Source organism: Streptomyces sp. NPDC002499 (assembly GCF_053595415.1).
In genome coordinates this window covers 489,305-511,841 of sequence record NZ_JBSFXO010000002.1, presented here as the reverse complement: position 1 = coordinate 511,841, position 22,537 = coordinate 489,305, and the positions used below count along the sequence as shown (strand labels likewise).

2 protein-coding genes are annotated in these 22,537 nt (G+C 73.1%); both read left to right on the top strand.

The window, feature by feature from the left end; all coding sequences use genetic code 11:
* Positions 1-8 precede the first annotated feature (8 nt).
* Positions 9-22,292, top strand: a complete 22,284-nt coding sequence (locus tag ACWD5F_RS06820; protein ID WP_451252290.1) for a non-ribosomal peptide synthase/polyketide synthase — start codon at positions 9-11, stop codon at positions 22,290-22,292.
* The gene (locus ACWD5F_RS06815; RefSeq protein WP_451251796.1) at positions 22,289-22,492 is read left to right on the top strand and encodes an MbtH family protein; all 204 of its coding nucleotides are present in this window, start codon (positions 22,289-22,291) and stop codon (positions 22,490-22,492) included. The genes ACWD5F_RS06820 and ACWD5F_RS06815 overlap by 4 nt, the downstream gene beginning before the upstream one ends.
* Positions 22,493-22,537 lie beyond the last annotated feature (45 nt).

Sequence of the window (22,537 nt, the reverse complement as noted above, 5' to 3'; positions counted from 1 at the left end):
CGGCCGAGATCACTTCGGCTGAGACGGCTTCGGCGGGCGGGACCGCGGAGGCCTACTGGCGACACCTGTACGCGACGACGGCCCAGGAGCCGCCGCTGCCGACCGACTTCCCGTACCCGCACGTCGTACCCGACCCGGTACCGCTGGCGACCCGGTCCCGCGCCTTCGACGGGTCTGCCGCCGACTCCGTCCTGCTCGCCGCCTGCGCCGCCCTGCTGCTGCGCTACGGCGGTACGGCGGCCGACGTGACACTGGCCCACGCGGGACTTCCGTTGCGGGTGGCGGCCGAAGGTGCCACGCCGTTCCGGGAGTTGACCGAGCGGATCGCTGCTGCCTACGCCGAGGCCGACGCCCATCGCATGCCCACCGCCGAACTGCTGGGCCTGCTGGAGCCGGTGGCCGCGCGCGGGGGAGGCCTGCTCTGCACGGTGGGCTTCGGCCCCGAGCCCTGGAACGACGGTGGCCCGCTCGACCTGGCCCTGTCCGTGGCCGACGGCGAGATCCGCGTCGACTACCGCACCGACCTCTTCGCGGCCGCCACCGCCGACCGCGTCCTCGGCCACTACGTCACCCTGCTGACCGACGCCCTCGCACACCCGGACACTCCCGTCGGCGAGTTGGCGCTCCTGGAGGACGACGAACGGCACCGCGTCCTCGTCGAATGGAACGACACCGACCACGACGTGCCCGCCCGCACCTGGCCCGAGATGTTCGCCGACCAGGTCGCCGCACGTCCGGACGAGATCGCGCTCGTGCACGAGGACGTCCGCCTCACCTACGCCGAACTCGACGCCCGCGCCTCCCGGTTGGCCCACGCGCTGGCCGCCCGCGGCGCCGGACCCGACCAGGTCGTGGCCCTCGCCGTGCCGCGCTCGGCCGACCTGATCGTCGCCGAGGTCGCCGTGCTCAAGGCGGGCGCCGCCTATCTGCCCGTCGACACCGACTATCCGGCCGACCGCGTCGCCCACATGCTCGCCGACGCCGATCCCGTCTGCCTCGTCACCACCACCGACGTCCTGCCCGACCTGCCGCCCGACGGACCGCGGCGACTTGTCCTGGACGCAGCCGACACCGTCGCCGAGTTGAGCGCGCACCCGGCCGAGGCGCCGGGGTCCGCGGCCGGGCTGACCGTCGCGCACGCCGCGTACGTCATCTACACCTCGGGCTCCACCGGCCGCCCCAAGGGCGTCGTGCTCACGCACGCCGGTGTCGCCAAGCTGGTCGCCACCCAGTCCGAGCGCTTCGGCATCGGAGCGCACAGCCGCGTCCTGCAGTTCGCCTCGCCCAGCTTCGACGTGGCGTTCTGGGACCTGTGCCTCGGCCTGCTCTCCGGCGGCCGACTCGTCGTCGTCCCGGCCGACCGCCGCGTCCCCGGCGCGACCCTCGCCGACTACGCCCACGAGCACGGGATCACCTTCATGATCCTGCCGCCCGCCCTGCTCGCCGCCCTGCCCGACGACGTCCAACTCCCGGCCGAAGCGACCCTGTTGGCGGGCACCGAACGGGTCTCGCCCGAACTCGTGGGGCGCTACGCGCGTGGCCGCATGATGTTCAACGCCTACGGTCCCACCGAGGCGACCACCAACTCCACGCTCGGCCTCTGCGACCCCGACACCCCGCCGGGCACCCTTGTGCCCATCGGCATCCCCGACCCCGGTACCCGCGCCTACGTCCTGGACGACCGGCTGCGCCCCGTCCCGGCCGGCGTCACCGGCGAGCTCTACCTCGGCGGCGCGGGACTGGCCCGCGGCTACCTCGGTCGCCCGGCCCTGACCGCGGAACGCTTCGTCGCCGACCCCTTCGGGGCGCCCGGCGAACGCCTGTACCGCACAGGTGACCTCGTGCGCTGGAGAGCCGACGGGCGCCTGGAGTTCCACGGCCGCGCGGACAGCCAGGTGAAGCTGCGCGGCTTCCGCATCGAACCCGGCGAGATCGAGTCCGTCCTGCGCGCGCACCCCGCCGTCGATCAGGCCGCCGTCGTCGTCCGCGAGGACCGCCCCGGCGAACGCCGCCTGGCCGCCTACGTCGTGCCGTCCCTGGAGGGCGGCGCGGAGGTCGCCGCCTGGAAGGACCTGCACGAACTGCTGTACTCGGCGGCCGGATCCGAGGGGTTCGAGGAGAACTTCGCCGGCTGGAACAGCATGTACGACGGGCTGCCCATCCCCCTAGCGGACATGCGCGAGTGGCGCGAGACGACCGTGGCGAGCATCCGCGAACTCCGCCCGCGCCGCGTCCTGGAGATCGGCGTCGGCAGCGGCCTGCTGCTGTCCCGGCTCGCCCCGGACTGTGAGGAGTACTGGGGCACCGACCTCTCCGAGGAAGCGGTCCGCGCGCTGCGGTCCCAGGTGGACCAGGTTCCCGAACTCGCCGACCGGGTGCACTTGTTGGCCCGGCCCGCACACGACCTCGCCGGTCTGCCGGAACGATCTTTTGACACCGTCGTCATCAACTCCGTCGCCCAGTACTTCCCAGGCGACGACTACCTCACCGACGTGCTCCGCACGGCCGCGGGCCTACTCGCCCCAGGTGGCGCCGTGTTCGTCGGCGACGTTCGCAATCACCGTCTGCTGCGCACCCTGTGCGCGGCCGTCGAACAGCTCCGCGCGGCGCACGTGGGCGACGAGGACAAGGAGACCCTGCGCGCCGCCGTCGAACGGGCCGTCGCCTGGGAGGGCGAACTCCTCGTCGACCCCGACTACTTCGCGACCCTCGACGGCCTCACCGCCGACGTCCGGATCAAGCGCGGCACCCACCACAACGAACTCACCCGCTACCGGTACGACGTCGTGCTGCGTGCTGCAGATACGAGTGAGAGCGGTGACGGGGCGGCTGCACCGCCCCCGGTCCACGAACTCGTGGAGACCCCCTGGTCGGCGCTCGGCACCCCCGAAGCGCTGGACGCCCTGCTGGCGGCCGAGACCCGCCCGACGCGGCTGCGACTCAGCGGAGTCCCCAACGACCGCCTCGCCGACGACCTCGCGGCACTCGGCTCCCTCGACGACAGCAGCCGCCCGCTGACCACCGACGGGTCCCTCTCGGCCGACGGCTCCCTCGGCTCTCTCGCCGCAGCGCGAGGCGTCGACCCCGAGACGCTGTACGAGATCGCCGCCCGGCACGGCTACCGCGCCGTCCTCACCTGGAACGGCGAGGCGGACGACGGCTCGCTCGACGCCGTGTTGGCCCCCGACGGCGACCCTGTCCTGCTGACGCCCTACCGGCCGGGCGGCGGACGCCCGCACACCAACCGGCCCGCGCCCTTCCGCACCATCACCGCGCTGGTGGGTGCCCTGCGCGCGCACGCGGCCGAGTACCTGCCCGAGTACATGGTGCCGTCCGCCGTCGTGCCGCTGGACCGGCTCCCCGTCACGCCCAGCGGCAAGCTCGACACCGCCGCGCTGCCCGCCCCCGACTACACCCGCCTCAGCGCCGGCCGCGCCCCGCGCACCCCGCGCGAGCGACTGCTGTGCGACCTGTACGCGCAGGCCCTGCGGGTGCCCGCGGTGACGGTCGACGACGACTTCTTCGCCCTCGGCGGGGACAGCATCGTCGCCATCCACCTGCTTGTCCTCGCCCGGACCGCCGGTCTGGAACTGACCCCTCGCGACGTGTTCCGGTACCGGACGGTGGCCGAACTGGCCACGGTGGCGCGCACAGGCGACCTCACGGACACGGCGGACGTGGACCCGTGGGACGAGCTGTCCGCCGACGAACTCGGTGCGCTCCAGGGGGAGTTCCCCGTCGAGGTGGACGAGGTGCTGCCACTCGGGCCGCTCCAGGAGGGCTTCTTCTTCCACGCCCTCGTGGACGGCACCGAGCATGACGCCTACGTCGTCCAGCAGATGATTGAGCTCACGGGACCGGTGGACGGCGCGGCGCTGCGGCGTGCGGCGCAGGGTCTGCTGGCCCGCCACGCCCCGCTGCGTGCCTGCTTCCGTCAGCTGCCCGACGGCCGGCCCGTGCAGCTGATCGCGGCGGGTCTGGAACTGCCCTGGCGCGAGGTGGACCTGGGCGCGCAGGAGGACGCGGCCGTACGGCGCACCCTCGCGGAGGCCGTGGCGGCCGATGAGCGGGCCCGGCGGTTCGACCTCGCGCGCCCGCCGTTGGTGCGGTGTGCGCTGGTGCGGCTTTCTCCGGAGCGGTGCCGACTGGTGCTGACGTTCCATCACATCGTGGCTGACGGCTGGTCGTTGCCGATTCTGCATCGCGAGCTGCTGGCGCTGTACGAGACGGGTTCGGCTGTCGTCGACTCGACCGCCGTGGACCAGTCGGCGTCTACCTCGGGGGTGCAGTCGACGCTTCCCGAGCCGGCCCCGTACCGCTCCTACCTGCGGCGCATGGCCCGCGCCGATCGGGACGCCGCTCGTACCGCCTGGTCGGCCGCCCTTGCCGGGGTCGACGAGCCCACCCGACTGGTCACCGCGCCCGCCGTGGCGGGGCCCGTCGAACCGGCCCAGATCCGCGTGGAGTTGTCCGAGCGGACGACCGTGCGGCTCACTGCCCGCGCTCGGGAGCGGGGCGTCACCCTCGGCACGCTCGTGCAGGGTGCCTGGGGTCTGCTGATCGGCAGGTTGACGGACCGTCAGGACGTCCTCTTCGGCACGACCGTCTCCGGCCGGGACGCGGCCGTGGCCGGCATCGAGTCGATGGTCGGCCTGTTCATCAACACCCTGCCCACACGCCTGCGGTGGACGCCCGAGGCCACCCTCGGGGCGGTGCTCGACCGGCTCCAGGACGAGCAGGCCGCCCTCCTGGATCACCAGCACCTCGGCCTCGCCGAGATCCAGCGCGTCATTGGGCATGCGGGCGCCGGTGAACTCTTCGACACCCTCGTCGTGTTCGAGAACTACCCGGCCGAGTCCGACGTCACCGACCGCACCGGAACGGTCCGGATCGCCGGTCACGCCTTCCACGACGCCGTCCACTACCCCCTGGCCCTGATCGTGAAGCCGGGCCGCCGCCTCGACCTGCGTCTGAAGCACCACACCCGTCGCCTGGACGCAGAGGCCGTCCAGGTCCTCGCCGACCGGCTCACCCTCCTTCTGGAGACCCTGGCCGACGACCCGGACACCCAGGTGGCCGCCCTCGACCTGCTCACCGCGCGCGAGCGAGCAAACGCGCACTCCGATGGTGAGGCGCAGCCGGTTCCCGTCACCACCCTGACCGCCCGGATCGCCGCCCAGGTCGCCCGTACTCCCGACGCCACGGCCGTCGTCTTCGACGGCACGACTCTCACGTACGCCGAACTGGGCACCCGGGCCGCGGAGTTGGCCCAGCGGCTGCGTGCCAGGGGAGCGGGCCCCGAGAGCTTCGTCGCCGTCGCCGTTCCGCGCTCTCCCGATCTGATGGTGGCGTTGCTCGGTGTCCTGAAGTCCGGTGCCGCCTATTTGCCGCTCGACCTCGACTACCCGGCCGATCGCATTGGCCACATGCTCACCGACTCCGGCGCGACGCTCGTGGTCAGCACGGAGTGTGCGGCGGAACGGCTGCCCGTGGTTGACGGCGCGGAAGTGGTGCTGGTCGACGGAGAGGAAGCGCTGCTTGCCGACGCGCAGGATGTGCCGCTTGCCGGCCCGGACGCCACCCGGGCCACCGACCCGGACTCTGAGCAAGCCGATGCCGAAGCCGAAGCCGAAGCGGAAGCGGAAGCCGAAGCTGACCCCGACCACCCCGCCTACCTGATCTACACCTCCGGCTCCACCGGCCGCCCCAAGGGTGTCGTCGTCAGCCACCGTGCGATCGTCAACCGCCTCGCGTGGATGCAGGGCGCCTACGGACTCGCCGCCGACGACCGGGTGTTGCAGAAGACGCCGTCGAGTTTCGACGTGAGTGTCTGGGAGTTCTTCTGGGCGCTGTGCGAGGGCGCGGCCGTGGTGCTCGCCGCTCCGGACGGTCACCGCGACCCCGCCTATCTCGCCCGCGTCATCCGCGAACAGGGCGTGACGACCCTGCACTTCGTGCCGTCGATGCTGGAGGCGTTCCTCGCCGCCGAGGACATCACCGCCGACCCCGGGTGGGCGCTGAGCCTGCGCCGGGTCTTCAGCAGCGGCGAGGCCCTGCCCGGCCGAGCCGCCGACCGCTGGCACGCCCTGACCGGCGTACCGCTGCACAACCTGTACGGCCCCACCGAGGCCGCCGTCGACGTCACGCACCACACCCACGACGGCGCGCCGGACACGACCGTGCCGATCGGACGGCCCGTCTGGAACACCGGCCTGCGCGTCCTCGACTCCTGCCTGAGCCCCGTCCCCGACGGGGTACCCGGCGAGCTGTACCTGACCGGCGTCCAGCTGGCCCGCGGCTACCACGCACGCCCTGGACTCACCGCCGACCGGTTCGTGGCCGACCCCTTCGGCGCGCCCGGCGGACGGATGTACCGGACCGGCGACCTGGTCCGCCGCCGCCCCGACGGCACCCTCGACTACCTCGGCCGCACCGACCGTCAGGTGAAGCTGCGCGGCAACCGTGTCGAACTCGGCGAGATCGAGGCCGAGTTGGGCGGCCTGGCGGGCATCGCCCAGGCCGCCGTGACGGTACGCGACGACCGACTCGTGGCCTACGTGGCTCCCGCGCGGGACGCGGACCCCGCCGCCGTCGCCCCGGCCGCCCTGCGCGCCTCGCTGGCCGAGCGCCTGCCCGCCGCCCTGCTCCCCGACGCCTACGTCGTGGTCGACGCGCTCCCGCTCACCCCCAGCGGCAAGCTGGACCAGCGCGCGCTGCCCGCCCCCGAGGTGGAGCGTGCCGTGCGCCGCGCACCCTCGGGCGCGCGGGAGCACCTGCTGACGGAGATCTTCGCGGCCGTCCTCGGCATCGAGGACACCGGCCCCGACGACGACTTCTTCCTGCTCGGCGGCGACAGCATCAGCTCCATCGGCGTCTCCAGCCGCGCCCGCTCGGCAGGCTTCGAACTCACCCCGCGCGACGTGTTCACCCACCGCACCCCCGCGGCCCTCGCCACGGCCGCCGTCGCCACCGAGCGGGTTGCCCGCGAGAGCGCCCCGCCCACCGGCCCGACGCTCACCCAGGCCCAGCACGCCCGCCTCCGTGCCCTGGCCGCGCCCGCCGCCGTCGCCGACGTATGGCCCCTGGCGCCCCTCCAGGAAGGCCTGTTCTTCCACTCCGCCTACGACGCCGGCGCGCTGGACGTCTACACCGTCCACGAGACCTTCGACTTCGCGACCCGCCTAGACACCGACCGGCTCAGGGCGGCCGTCCGTACCCTGCTGACCCGCAACCCTGGCCTGCGCGCCGGTTTCACGAGCGACGGGCTCGACAGCCCGGTGCAGTTCATCGTCGAGGACCCGGACATCCCGCTCGACGAAGCCGATCTCTCGCACCTGCCCGCACCCGAACAGGACGTCCGTCTGCGGGAGTTGACGGACGCCGAGCGCACCCGCCGCTTCGACCTCTCCGCGCCCCCGCTGTTCCGCCTGCTGCTGGTCCGCCTCGGCGCCGAGCGCGGCGACCGGCTCGTCATCGGCCGCCACCTGATCCTGTGGGACGGCTGGTCGGCCTGGCTCTTCCTGGACGAACTCTTCGCTCTCTACGCGTCCGGCGGCGACGCCTCCGAGCTGCCCCGGCCCGGCAACTACCGTGACTACCTGACCTGGTTGGACGAGCAGGACGACTCGATCGCCAACGGCGCCTGGCGCTCGGCCCTCGCCGGTCTCCAGGAGCCCACGCTGCTCGCGCCGGCGGCGGCGGACGGTCTCGAACCGGTGATCCCGGACCAGTTGGACACGCGGCTGACGCCCGAACTCTCCGAGCGGCTGCGCGAGACGGGCCGGGCGCACGGACTGACCCTCAACACCGTTCTCAACGCCGCCTGGGGTCTGACCCTGGCGTCCGCGACGGGGCGTACCGACGTCGTCTTCGGCACCACCGTCGCCGGCCGCCCCAGCGAGGTGCCCGACGTCGAACACGTCATCGGCCTGTTCCTCAACACGGTCCCCGCCCGGATCGCGTACGACCCCGCCGAGCCGGTCCTCGACCTGCTCCGGCGCGTCCAGGGCGAACGGCTCGACCTCATGCCCCACGAGCACCTCAGCCTCGGCGTGATCCAGGCCGAGTCCGGCCACCGCAAGCTGTTCGACACCCTCTTCGTGCTGCGCAACAACGACACCGAGGAGCGCCTGGAGCAGCTGCGGGTCCGGCATGGCGCGACCGCCGTCGCCAACGTCGACGCGACCCACTACCCGGTCAACCTCGTGGTGACGCCAGGACGTTCCATCCAGGTCACCCTCACGCACCGCCCCGACCTCATACCGGCGGACCACGCACACGCCCTCCTTGACCGCTTCGCGCTGCTGCTGGAGCGGATGACCGCCGATCTGTCGGCCGCCGTCGGCTCCCTCGACCCGGTCCTGCCCGCCGAGCGCGCGGCCCTGCGCGAGGAGTGGGCGGCGAGCCGGGTCCCCGACCCCGAGGACACCATCGCCGACCTGCTGGCCCAGCAGGCGGCCCGCACCCCCGACGACGGCGCCCTCGTCTTCGACGACCGCACGCTCACCTACGCCGAACTCGACGCCGCCGTCAACCGGATGGCCCGGCTGCTCCTCGACCGAGGCGCGGGCCCCGAGCGGGTCGTCGCCCTCGGTCTGCCCCGCTCGACCGACATGGTCGTGGCGCTGTTCGCCGTCCTGCGCACCGGCGCCGCCTATCTGCCCCTCGAACTCGACCACCCGGCCGACCGGTTGTCGTTGATGCTGGCCGACGCCCGCCCGCTCGTCCTGCTCACCACCGCGCCGGTCGCCGCCACCCTGGACCTGGGGGAGACCCCCGCGGTCCTGCTCGACGACCCTGACGTGCAGCGGGAGTTGGCGGATCTGTCCGACGCGCCCGTCCGGTCCCGGTTCAGCCTGGAGCATCCCGCCTACGTCATCTACACCTCCGGCTCCACCGGCCGCCCCAAGGGCGTCGTCACCCCCTACCGGGGCCTGACGAACATGCAACTTAACCACCAGCAAGAGATCTTCGCCCCCGCCATCGCCTCGGCCGGCGGTCGACGGCTGCGCATCGCGCACACCGTCTCCTTCGCCTTCGACATGTCGTGGGAGGAACTGCTCTGGCTCGTCGAGGGCCACGAGGTGCACATCTGCGACGAGGAACTCCGGCGCGACGCCGAGGCGTTGACCGCCTACTGCGAGCGGCACCGCATCGACGTCGTGAACGTCACCCCCACCTACGCCCGGCTGCTGATCGAGCAGGGCCTGCTGGAGGGACACGTACCGCCGCTGGTCCTGCTCGGCGGAGAGGCCGTGCCGGAGACGGTGTGGACGGCCCTGCGCGACACCGAGGGGACGTACGGCTACAACCTCTACGGGCCGACCGAGTACACCATCAACACCCTCGGCGGCGGCACCCTCGACAGCGACACGCCCACCGTCGGCCGCCCCATCCGCGGCACCCGCGCGCACATCCTCGACGCGTGGCTGCGACCCGTGCCCGAGGGCGTGCCCGGCGAGCTGTACATCGCCGGCATCGGTCTGGCCCGCGGCTACCTCGACCGCCCCGCCCTGACCGCCGAACGGTTCGTCGCCGACCCGTTCGGCGAGCCGGGGGAGCGCCTGTACCGCACCGGAGACCTGGTGCGCCGCCGCCCCGACGGCAACCTCGACTTCCTGGGCCGCACCGACGACCAGGTCAAGATCCGCGGCTACCGCATCGAGCCCGGCGAGATCGAGACGGCCCTCAGCCACCACCCGCTGGTCTCCCAAGCGGCCGTCGTCGTCCGCGACGAACGGCTCGTCGGCTACGTCGTCCCCGCCACGCGCACCGACCAGGAACGGTCGGCCGCCGAGGCCGCCCAGGTCGGCGAGTGGCAGGAGATCTACTCCGACGAGTACGAGGAGATCGGCACCGCCGTCTTCACCGAGCAGTACGACGGCTGGGACAGCTCCTACGACGGCCGGCCCATCCCCTTCGAGGAGATGCACGCCTGGCGCGAGGCCACCCTCGCCCGCATCGGCGAGCTGAAGCCTCGCCGCATCCTCGAAATCGGCGTCGGATCAGGCCTGTTGCTCTCCCGGCTGGCCCCGGAGGCGGAGGCCTATTGGGCGACCGACTTCGCCGCCCCCGTCATCCGCAAGATCGGCGAGGAGGTGCGCCGCGACCCGGAGCTGGCCGCCAAGGTCGAACTGCGCTGCCGGCCCGCCGAGGACCTCAGCGGTCTGCCCTTCGCCTACTTCGACACGATCGTCATCAACTCCGTCATCCAGTACTTCCCGAGCATCGACCACCTCACCACCGTGCTGAACGGCGCCATGGAACTGCTCGCCCCCGGTGGCGCCCTGTTCGTCGGCGACGTGCGCGACCTGCGCCGCGCCCGCACCTTCCACACCGAGATCCAGCGGGCACGCGGCACCGCCGAGGCCGACCTGGAGCGGGCCGTCGAGCGCGGACTGCGCCTGGAGAAGGAACTCCTGGTCGACCCCGACTACTTCGCCTCCCTCGGCCACGGCGTCGACCTGCGCACCAAGCGCGGCCACCACCACAACGAGCTGACCCGGCACCGCTACGACGTGGTGCTGTACCAGGGCGAGCCCGATTTGCGGTTGGACAGCGCGCCGGCCGTCGCCTGGAGAGAGATCAGCGACCTGGGTCAACGGCTGGGTGGCGGCGGCTCGTTGCGTGTCACGGGCATCCCGGACGGCCGTACCGTCGAGCACGGCGTGGACCCGGAGACCCTCCACGACCTCGCTGACCGTCACGGCTGCCGGGCGCTGACCACCTGGTCCGCCGAACCCGGCTGCTACGACGCCGTGTTCATCCCCCGGTCCGACGGGTCCACCCAGTCCGCCAACGCAGGCCAGGACGCCTTCCGGCTCACCGCCGGGCTGTACCGCCCGGGCGGCGGCAGCGCGCCCTACGCCAACGACCCGACCTCGGCACGCGAACAGAGCGCGCTCGTACGGCGGTTGCGTGACGACCTGGGCCGTGAACTGCCGGACTACATGGTCCCGGCCGCCTTCGTCACCGTAGACACCCTGCCGATGAACGCCAACGGCAAGCTCGACGTCCGGGCCCTGCCCGACGCCGAACCCGCCGTCGCCCTGGGCGGCGGACGCGGCCCGCGCACCCCGCGCGAGGAGACGCTCTGCCGGCTCTTCGCCGAGGTGCTCGGCCTGCCCGAGATCGGCGCCGAGGACGACTTCTTCGAGCTCGGCGGCCACTCGCTCCTCGCCACCCGCCTGGTCAGCCGGGCCCGCGGCGAACTGGGCACCGAACTCGCCATCCGCGACCTGTTCGAGGCACCCACGCCCGCCCGGCTCGCCCTGCGCGCCGACAACAACAAGCCCGCCCGGCCGCCGGTCACCGCCGTCGCCGAACGCCCCGCGCACCTCCCGCTGTCGGCGGCACAGCGCCGGCTCTGGCTTGTGGAGGGCATCACCGGCGGGGGAGCGGCCTACAACTTCCCGCTGGTCTTCCGGCTGCGCGGCACCCTCGACATACCCGCCCTGCGCCAGGCCCTGCGGGACGTCACCGCCCGCCACGAGTCGCTGCGCACCCTGGTCGCCGAACACGGGGGAGAGCCCTGCCAGTACGTCCTCGCCCCCGAGGATGCCGAGCCGTCCTTCACCCTGACGGACTGCGTCGAGGACGAGTTGCCCGCCCGTATCGAGTCCGCGCAGCGCCGCGCCTTCGACCTCACGCGTGAACTGCCCGTGCGGGCCGAGGTGTTCCGCCTCGCGCCCGACGACCAGGTGGTCGCGGTCGTCCTGCACCACATCACCACCGACGAGTGGTCGGACCGGCCCTTCCTCGCCGACCTGCACACCGCCTACGCGGCCCGTGCGGCCGGCGAGAGCCCCGCCTGGGCGCCGCTGCCGGTGCAGTACGCCGACTACACCCTCTGGCAGGACCGGCTGTTCGACCAGTTCGGCGCGGCCCAACTCGCCTACTGGACCGATGTGTTGCGCGACCTGCCCGAGGAGCTGGAGCTGCCCCTTGACCGACCCCGGCCCGCCGAGCCCAGCGGGCGCGGCGACACCGTGCGGCGGACCGTGCCGGAGGACACAGGGCGTGCCCTGCGCGACCTGTCCGCCGCGACCGGCACCAGCATGTTCATGCTGCTCCAGGCGGCCACCGCCGCGCTGCTGCACCGGCTCGGCGCAGGCGACGACATCCCGCTCGGCGCCCCGATCGCAGGGCGCACCCACAGCGCGCTGGACGACCTCGTCGGGTTCTTCGTGAACACACTCGTCCTGCGCACCGACCTGTCCAGCCCCGACGGTGACTTGACGTTCCGTCAACTCCTGGACCGGGTACGGGAGTCCTCGCTCGCCGCGTTCGAGCACCAGGACGTGCCCTTCGACCGCGTGGTCGAGGCCGTCAACCCGCCCCGGCTGGCCGGCCGCAACCCGCTCTTCCAGGTCATGCTGGGCTACCACCACCGTCCCGAGGGCGACCCGGAGACACAGTTCGGGCTGCCCGCCGAGTGGTACGAGATGGACACCGGCACCGCGAAGTTCGACCTCGACTTCACCTTCGTCGACGAGTCCGACGTCTCGGGCCGCATCACCCTCCTGCTGGAGTACGCCACCGACCTGCTGGACGCCGAGAGCGCGGCCTTGTTCGCCGACCGGCTCGTCCTGCTGCTCACCCGGGCCGTCCGTACCCCGGACGCCCCGCTGACCGCGCTCGACGTGCTCACCCCGGCCGAGGAGACGGCCGCGACCGGCGCCTGGAACGACACCGTGCACCCCCTCGAAACCCGCACGGTCACCGAGGTGCTCGCCGACACCGCACGCGCCCACCCCACCCGCACCGCGCTGGTCACCGGCACCCCGGACGCACTCCGCCGCTGGACCTTCGCCGAACTGCACACCCGCGTCGAGATCCTCGCCGCCCTGCTGCGCGCCCACGGCGCCACGAGCGGTGGTGTCGTGGGCATCGCGCTGCCCCGCCATGAGATGGTCCCGGCCCTGCTCGGCGTACTCGCCTCGGGCGCCGCCTATCTCCCGCTGGACCCCGAACTCCCGGCGGAACGACTGGAGTTCATGCTCGCCGACGCGCAACCGGGCTGCCTGCTGACCACCCGCGAGTTCACCGAGCGCCTCCCCGAGACACCCGGCGTGCCGAGGCTGCTGATCGACGGCCCGCTCCCCGTCCCGCACCAGCCGCACCACCACCGCTCCCACCCCCTGGACGCCGCCTACACGATCTACACCTCCGGTTCGACCGGCCGCCCCAAGGGCGTCGTCGGCACCCACCGGGGCCTGAGCAACCTGTACGGCTCCCACCTGCGAGACCTGATCGAGCCGGCCGTCCGCGACACCGGCCGGGAGGTGCTGCGCGCCCTCCACGCGGCCTCGTTCGTCTTCGACGGCTCCTGGGAACCGCTGCTGTGGCTGCTCGCCGGTCACGAACTGCACGTCGTCGACGAGACGACCATGCTCGACCCGGCCGCCCTGCTGCACCGCATCGACGAAGCGCACATCGACTTCGTCGACCTCACACCGACCTACCTCCGCGAACTGCTGCACCACGGCTTCCTCGCCCCCGGCAGCCGCGTACCCGCCGTCATCGCGGTGGGCGGCGAGGCCACCCCGCCCGCCCTGTGGCAGCGGCTGACCGAGCTGCCCGACACGGCCGTGCACGACCTGTACGGCCCCACCGAGTGCGCGGTCGACGCGTACGGCTGGCACCACGGCACCACCGACCGGTCCGCCCCGCTCGACAACATCCGCGCCCACGTCCTCGACGACCGCCTGCGCCCGACCCCGGTCGGCGTGCCCGGCGAGCTGTACCTCGCCGGTGAGGGCCTGGCCCGCGGCTACCTCGGCCGTCCCGCCCTGACCGCCGAGCGCTTCGTCGCCGACCCGTTCGGTGACCCCGGCGCACGCATGTACCGCACCGGGGACCTGGTCCGGCGCCGCCATGACGGCACCCTCGTCTTCCTCGGCCGCGCCGACGACCAGGTCAAGCTGCGCGGCTTCCGCATCGAACTCGGCGAGATCGAGGCCGTGTTGGCCGGCCATCCGGCCGTCGGCGCCGCGGCCGTCGTCGTCCACGAGGACCAGCCCGGCGCACCTCGCCTGATCGCCTACGTCATCCCCACGCGGGCGGGCGACGCCCCGGACCCGGTTGCGCTGCGCGCCCACTGTGCCGAGGTGCTGCCGGACCACATGGTCCCCGCGGCTTTCGTCGTCCTCGACGCGTTGCCGCGCACTGTCAGCGGCAAGCTCGACAAGGCCGCCCTGCCCGCGCCCGTGGCGACGGCCGCACCGGTCGGCCGGCGGCCGCGCACCCCGCGCGAGGAACTGCTGTGCGAGCAGTTCGCCGCGGTGCTCGGCGTCGACCGGGTCGGCCTCGACGACGACTTCTTCGCCCTCGGCGGCCACTCCCTGCTCGCCATGCGCCTGGTCAGCCGCGTCCGAAGCCTGCTGGGCGGCGAGCTGTCCTTGCGGACGGTGTTCGACGCGCCCACCGTGGCCCGACTGGCCGCCCGACTCGAGGCCGGCCGCACCGACCGCCGCCCGGACCTGGCCGACCCGCGCCCCCGTCCGGACCGGCTGCCTCTGTCCTCCGCCCAGCGCGGACTGTGGCTGCACCACCAGGTCGCCGGACCCGACCCGGCCTACAACATCCCCGCCGCCTGGCGACTCACCGGCCCACTGGACCGCGCCGCGCTGGAAGCCGCCGTCGGCGACCTCGTCGCCCGGCACGCCCCGCTGCGCACGCTCTTCCTGGCCGAGGACGGAGTGCCCTACCAGCACGTGCTCGACCCGCGGGACACGGTCGTACCCGTACGCACCGCGCCGTACGAGGAGTTGGCCCGCGAGGCCGCGCACGCCTTCGACCTGGAGCGCGAACTCCCGCTGCGCGTCACCCTGTTCAAGACCGGCCCCGACGAACACGTGCTGCTGCTCCTGCTGCACCACATCGCCACCGACGAGTGGTCCGACCGGCCGCTGCTCGCCGACCTGGGCTCCGCCTACGCGGCCCGCGTCCAGGGCCGTACCCCCGACTGGGCCCCGCTGCCCGCGAGTTATGCCGACTACACCCTCTGGCAGCGCGACCTGCTCGCTGCGACCGAGGCCGACCTGCTCGCCCACTGGACGCGGGCCCTCGGCGGTCTGCCCGAGGAGCTGAACCTGCCCACCGACCGACCGCGTCCGGCGGAGTCCAGTGGGCGCGGCGGGACCGTGGGCTTCACCGTGCCCGCCTCACTCGCCCGCGCACTGCGGGAACTTGCCCGTCTGCACGGCGTCAGCATGTTCATGGTCGCCCAGGCGACCGTGGCCACCCTGCTGCACCGCCTCGGCGCCGGCGACGACATCCCGCTCGGCGCCCCGGTCTCCGGACGCGGCGACGAAGCGCTGGAGGACCTGGTCGGGTTCTTCGTCAACTCCCTTGTGCTGCGCACCGATCTGTCCGGCGACCCGACCTTCGCCGACCTGCTCAGCCGCGTCCGCGAGACCGACCTCGCTGCCTACGAACACCAGGACCTGCCCTTCGAGCGGCTGGTCGAGGCCCTCAACCCCGAGCGGTCCCTCGCCCGCCACCCCCTCTTCCAGGTGATGGTCGTCCACCTGGCCGGACGCGGCGACGCACCCACCCTCCCCGGGCTGAGCGCGCGTCATGAACCGGTCGGCCAGGACACCGCCAAGTTCGACCTCAGCTTCGACTTCGTGGAGCAGGGCGACGGCGAGGGCATCCAGGGCTGGATCGAGTACAGCGCCGACCTCTTCGACCACGCCACGGCCGAAGGACTGGCCCGCCGGATGGAACACCTGCTCGCCCAGATCGTCACCGACCCCGAACGGCCCATCAGCACAGTGGAGTTGCTGCGCGACGACGAGCGCACCCTCGTACTGGACACCTGGAACGCCACCGCGCACCCGGTCCCGCAGCTCACCCTGCCCGAACTGTTCCGAGCCCAGGTGGCCCGCACCCCGGACGCCACCGCCCTCGTCTTCGAGGAGGGAGCCGGGGACAGCTCGGAGCACGGCTCTGGAGACGGCAGTCTCACCTACGCCGAACTCGACCTGCGGGTGGAGCGACTCGCCCACGTCCTCGCGGCACACGGCGCCACAGCGGAGACCACCGTCGCCGTCGCCCTGCCCCGCTCGGCCGCACTCGTGGTGACCCTGCTCGCCGTCCACCGCGCGGGCGCCGCCTACCTGCCCCTGGACACCGACTACCCGGCCGACCGGCTCGCCCACATGCTCGCCGACGCCCGCCCGGTCTGCCTGGTCACCACCGACGGCGTACGCCTCCCGGACACCGACGACACACCCCGCCTCGTCGTCGACGTGGAGGGCACGCCCGAGAGCACTCGCCGCTCGCCGCTGCCGACGGCCTACGACCCCGCCCACCCCGCGTACGTCATCTACACCTCCGGCTCGACCGGCCGCCCCAAGGGCGTCACCGTCCCCCACGAGGCCATCGCCAATCGCCTCCAGTGGATGCAGGACGCCTACCAACTCGTTACGGACGACCGGGTGTTGCAGAAGACCCCGGCCGGATTCGACGTGTCCGTCTGGGAGTTCTTCTGGCCTCTGATCACCGGCGCCACCCTCGTCGTGGCTCGGCCGGAAGGTCACAAGGACCCCGCGTATCTTGCGGCGCTCATCCAGCGGACGGGTATCACCACCGCGCACTTCGTACCGTCGATGCTCCGCGCCTTCCTGGACGAGCCCACCGCCGCCCGCTGCACCGGACTGCGCCAGGTCGTGTGCAGCGGCGAGGCGCTACCCGCTCCGCTGGCGGCGCGCTTCAAGAACCTGCTCCCGGACACCCGGCTGCACAACCTGTACGGCCCGACGGAGGCCGCCGTCGACGTCACCGCCCATGAGGTCGGCACGGCCCCGAGGACCGTCCCCATCGGCCGTCCGGTCTGGAACACCCGCACCTACGTCCTCGATGCCGGTCTGCGACCGGTTCCGCCCGGCGCGGCGGGCGAACTGTACCTGGCGGGCGTCCAGTTGGCCCGCGGCTACCTGAACCGCCCGGGCCTGACAGCCGAGCGTTTCGTCGCCGACCCGTTCGGCGCCCCCGGTGAGCGCATGTACCGCACCGGCGACCTCGCCCGCTGGACGACGGACGGGGAACTGGAGTACCTCGGCCGGATCGACGACCAGGTCAAGCTGCGCGGCTTCCGCATCGAACTCGGCGAGATCGAGACGGTCCTGGCCGCGCACGAGTCAGTCGGCCACGCGACCGTCGTCGTCCGCGACGAACGTCTTGTCGCGTACGTCGTCCCGGCGACCGCCGGTGCCCCGGACCCGGCCGCGTTGCGCGCCCACACCGCCGCCGTTCTGCCCGACCACATGGTCCCGTCCGCCGTCATCGTCCTCGACACGCTCCCGCTCACCCCCAACGGGAAGCTGGACCGACGGGCCCTGCCCGCACCGGACTTCGCCGCCGACGTCTCCGAGACTCAGCCCCGCACCGCGATGGAGGAGACGGTCTGCGTGCTTGTCGCCGACGTCCTTGGCCTCGAACGCGTCGGCCCCGACGACGACTTCTTCTCCCTCGGCGGAGACAGCATCGTCGCCATGCAGCTCGTCGCCCGTGCCCGAGCGGCCGGGCTCGCGTTCAGCCCGCGTGATGTGTTCCGACGCAAGACGGCCGCGGGACTGGCGGCCCTGGTCACGCCCCTCACCACCGACGACCGTCCGACACCCGTCGCAGGCCTGTTGGACCTCACCGAGGACGAGCGCACGGAGCTCGCGGGGTTGCCCGCCGGCACCGAACTGCTGCCCGTCTCCCCGCTCCAGGCCGGCCTCCTCTTCCACGCCGCCCTCGACTCGGGCGACGAAGGCCCCGACGTCTACACCGTCCAGATCTCCTACGACCTCGAAGGACCCCTCGACGCCGAACGGCTGCGCACCGCAGGGCAGTCGCTGCTCGACCGGCACGAGAACCTGCGCAGCGGCTTCCGGCACCTGGCCTCCGGACGTGCCGTCGCCGTCGTACCGCGCACGGCCACGCTGCCGTGGCGGCAGGTCGACCTGACCGGTGACGCGGACGACACCGACGCGTGGGAGCGGCTGCTCGGTCAGGAGCGGCGCCGTTTCGACCCGGCCGAACCTCCGCTGCTGCGCCTGCTGTTGGCCCGCACCGCACCCGACCGGCACCGGCTCGTCCTCTCCCACCAGCACCTCCTCCTCGACGGCTGGTCCCTGCCCCTGCTGACCGATGAACTGTGGGCGCTGTACGACGGACGCACCCTGCCCGCGCCCGCGTCCTACCGCTCCTACCTCGGCCTGCTCGCCGCCCAGGACCCCGCCCTGGCAACCGACGCCTGGACGCGGGCACTTGAGGGTCTGGCCGAACCCACCCGACTGGCACCGGCCGACCCGGGCCGGCTCTCCGCCGTCCCGCACACCCACACCGTCGAGGTGGACGCCGAACGCACCGCCGCCCTCGACGCGTTCGCCCGCGCACACGGCCTCACCCTCAACACACTCGTCCAAGCCGCTTGGGGTGTGCTCCTGGGCCGGCTCACCGGCCGCGACGACGTGGTGTTCGGTGCCACCGTCGCCGGACGTCCGCCGGAGCTGGACGGTGCCGAGTCGATGATCGGCCTGTTCATCAACACCGTTCCCGTGCGGGTCCGTATCCGGCCCGAGGAGACGGCGGCGAGTCTGCTGGCCCGGCTCCAGGACGAGCAGTCCGGGCTGATCGCTCACCAGCACCTCGGCCTCGCCGACATCCAGCGGGCCGCCGGACTCGGTGAACTCTTCGACACCCTGGTCGTGTTCGAGTCCTACCCGGTAGCAGACTCCGACGAGGAGACCTCACCCCGGGTCGTCGTGCGCGACCACGAGGACGCCACGCACTACCCGTTCGCCTGGGCCGTCGAGCCCGCCGAACGGCTGCGGCTGACCGCCGAGTTCCGGCCCGACCTGTTCGAACCGGCCGTCGTACGCCGGATCACGACCGCCTTGGTCGCCCTGCTCGACACCATGGCCACCGAGCCCGAACTGCCCGTCGGCCGCCTCGACCTGCTCGGGCCCGCGGACCGGCACACCGTGGTGGAGACCTGGAACGACACCGCGCTGCCCGTCGCCGAGGACCGACCGGCCACCGTGCCCGCGCTCTTCGCCGCCCAGGCCGCGGCCAGCCCTGACGCCACCGCCGTCACCGACGGGCGGACCACCTGGACGTTCGCCGAACTCGACGCCCGCACCGACCGGTTGGCCCGGATCCTCGCCGGTCACGGCGCCGGACCGGAGCGGACCGTGGCCCTCGCGCTGCCCCGCACCGCCGACCACATCGCCGCCATCCTGGCCGTGATGAAGGCGGGCGCCGCCTATCTGCCTCTCGACCCCGACCTGCCCGAGACCCGGCTGCGCGACCTGCTCGCCGACGCCCGTCCCACCCTGGTCCTCGCCACCCGGCAGACCGCCGCCGGACTGCCCGACGCCGAGGTGCCCGTGCTCGACCTCGACGACCTGCTTGCCGCCGACCACCTGCCCGAGGCCGACCCCACCGCCCCCGACCCCGACCACCCGGCCTACGTCATCTACACCTCCGGATCCACCGGTCGCCCCAAGGGCGTCGTCGTCACCCAGCGCGGTGTCGCCAACCTCTTCCACAGCCACCAGTACGACCTGCACGCCCTCGCCCGGCGCCGCACCGGCCGCCGCCATCTGCGCGTGGCGCATGCCTGGTCGTTCTCCTTCGACGCCTCCTGGCAGCCGCAGTTGTGGCTGCTGGACGGGCACGCCCTGCACATCGCGGACGACGAGACCCGCCGCGACCCCGAACTCCTCGCCGCCTTCATCCGCGAGCGGCGGATCGACTTCATCGAGGTCACCCCGTCGCTGCTCGCGCAGATGGCGGACAGCGGGCTGATCGGCCCGGACGGCGACTGCCCCCTCGCCGTCGTCGGCTTCGGTGGGGAGGCGGTGCCCGACGGCCTGTGGACCCGGCTCGCCGCGCTCCCCGACACCGAGGCGTTCAACCTCTACGGCCCCACCGAGGCCACCGTCGACGCCCTCGTCGGCCGCGTCCGCGACAGCGCCCGCCCGATCGTCGGCCGCCCGGTCCACCACTCCCGCGCCTATGTCCTCGACCAGGCCCTGCGCCCGGTGCCCCCCGGCGTCACCGGCGAGCTCTACCTCTCAGGGCCCGGCCTGGCCCGCGGCTACCTCGACCGGCCCGCTCTGACCGCGGAACGGTTCGTCGCCGACCCCCACGCGACCGAGCCCGGCGCGCGGATGTACCGCACCGGCGACCTGGCGCGCTGGACCGAGGACGGGCAGCTGGAGTTCGCCGGCCGCTCCGACGACCAGGTGAAGATCCGCGGCTACCGGGTCGAACTCGCCGAGATCGAGGCCGCGTTGGACACCCACCCGGCCGTCGACCGGACCGTCGTGACAACCCGCGAACAGCGCCCCGGCGTCCGACAGCTCATCGCGTACGCCGTCGTCCCCGAGGGCGACGCCGACCCGGCCGGGCTGCGCGCCCACGCCGCGTTGCTGCTGCCCGAGTACATGGTCCCGGCCGCGGTGGTGGTCCTGGACCGGCTGCCGCTGATGTCCAACGGCAAGCTCGACCGCACCGCCCTGCCCGCACCGGACTTCATCGCGGCGGGCGGCGGTCGGGCGCCCGAGAACGACACCGAGCGCACCCTGCGCGACGTCTTCGCCGACCTCCTCGGTCTGCCCGCGGACGCGGTCGGCACCGACGACGACTTCTTCGCGTTCGGCGGCGACAGCATCGTGGCCATGCAACTCGTCGCCCGGGTACGGGCGTTGGGCCTGCGGATCACTCCCCGCCAGGTCTTCCAACACCGTTCCGTCGCCGCCCTGGCCGCCGTTGCCACCCCGTTGGCGGCCGGTGACCGGATCCCCGGTCACGACGACGGCACCGGCACGGTCCCGCTCACGCCGATCATGCACGCCCTGTGCGAGCGCGGCGGGCCGATCGCCGGATACCACCAGGCCGCCCTGGTCCAGACACCCGCCGACCTGGACGAACCGGGCCTGCTCGCGGTCCTGCGGGCCGTCGCCGACCGCCACGACATGCTGCGGGCCCGCCTCGACCGGGGCCCGGACGGCACCGAGTGGACTCTGCGGGTTCCCGCAGCGAGGGAGGCCGACGTCAGCGAGTGGCTCGCTCGCGTCGACGTACGCGGCGCCGACCGCGCTCGGTTGCGCGAGGCGATCGCCCGCCACGCCGAAGCGGCCCGGGACGGACTCGACCCGGACGCGGGAGCCATGGTCCGCGCGGTCTGGTTCGACGCCGGCCCCGGGCAGCCCGGCCGACTCCTGCTCCTGGTCCACCACTTGGTCGTCGACGGCGTGTCCTGGCGCGTCCTGCTCCCCGACCTCGCCGCCGCCTGGGCCGCCGTACGCCAGGGTCGTACCGCCGAACTCGCCCCCGTGGAGCTGTCGTTCGCGCGCTGGTCCCGGCTCCTCACGACCCGTGCGGCCGACCCCGTCCGCGAGGACGAACTCCCCTTGTGGAACTCGGTCCTCGCCGAGGGCGCCGGACTGCCGCTGGCCCGGCCGCTCGACCCGGTCCGGGACACCGTCACCACCACCCGCTACCTGTCGCTGAGCCTGCCGACCGACGTCACCGGCCCCCTCCTCGGGCGCGTTCCCGCGGCCTTCGACGCCACGATCAACGACGTGCTGCTCACCGCGTTCGCGCTGGCCGTCGCCGACTGGCGGGCCAGGGTTCTCGGCACCGCGCCCGGCGGCGCCGTCCTGGTCGACCTGGAGGGCCACGGCCGCGAGGAGGAACTCGCGGGCAACGCCGACCTGTCCCGTACCGTCGGCTGGTTCACCAGCGTCGTCCCGGTACGGCTGGACACCGGTGCCGGCGACCCGGCCGAGGCGTTCGCCGGCGGACCGGCCCTGGACGCGGTGCTGGCCCGCGTCCGCGACCACCTCGCGAGCCTGCCCACGGCCGGCGTCGGCCACGGGCTGCTGCGCCACCTCAACCCGAGCACCGGCGCCCAGCTTTCCGAACTCGCCGAACCCCAGATCGAGTTCAACTACATGGGCCGCTTCGACCACCCCGAGGCCGCCGACTGGTCCTACACCGAGGACGACGCCGCCGCCGACCTCGACGCCGACCCGGCCATGCCCATGTCGCACGCGCTGACCCTCAACGCCCTCACCGAGGACCGCCCCGGCGGCCCAGAACTCACCGCCCACTGGGCCTTCGCGGCCGATCTGCTGACCGAGGAGGCGGTCCAGGACCTGGGCCGCACCTGGTTCAGGGCCCTGGAGGCCCTGGTCCGGCGGGCGGGCGCACACGAAGCCGGCCCGGGCGGGTCCGGAACCACTCCCACGTCCGGCATCACTCCCACGAAAGGTATGAACCCCGCATGAGCAACCCGTTCGAGAACCCCGACGGCGTCTACTCCGTCCTCGTCAACGACGATGAACAGCACAGCCTGTGGCCGGAGTTCGTCGCCGTCCCCGCCGGCTGGCGGTCCGTCCACGGTCCCGCGGGCCGGCAGGAATGCCTGGACTTCATCGAGGCCAACTGGACGGATATGCGGCCCAAGAGCCTCGTCGACCGAGCCTGACGTTCGCACAATGCGAGAGGGGCGGGCCCACGTGGGCGCCCGCCC

Bases quoted from the DNA above. Each gene is read 5' to 3' on its own strand.
- ACWD5F_RS06815 (WP_451251796.1), top strand. From the start codon at position 22,289: ATGAGCAACCCGTTCGAGAACCCCGACGGCGTCTACTCCGTCCTCGTC.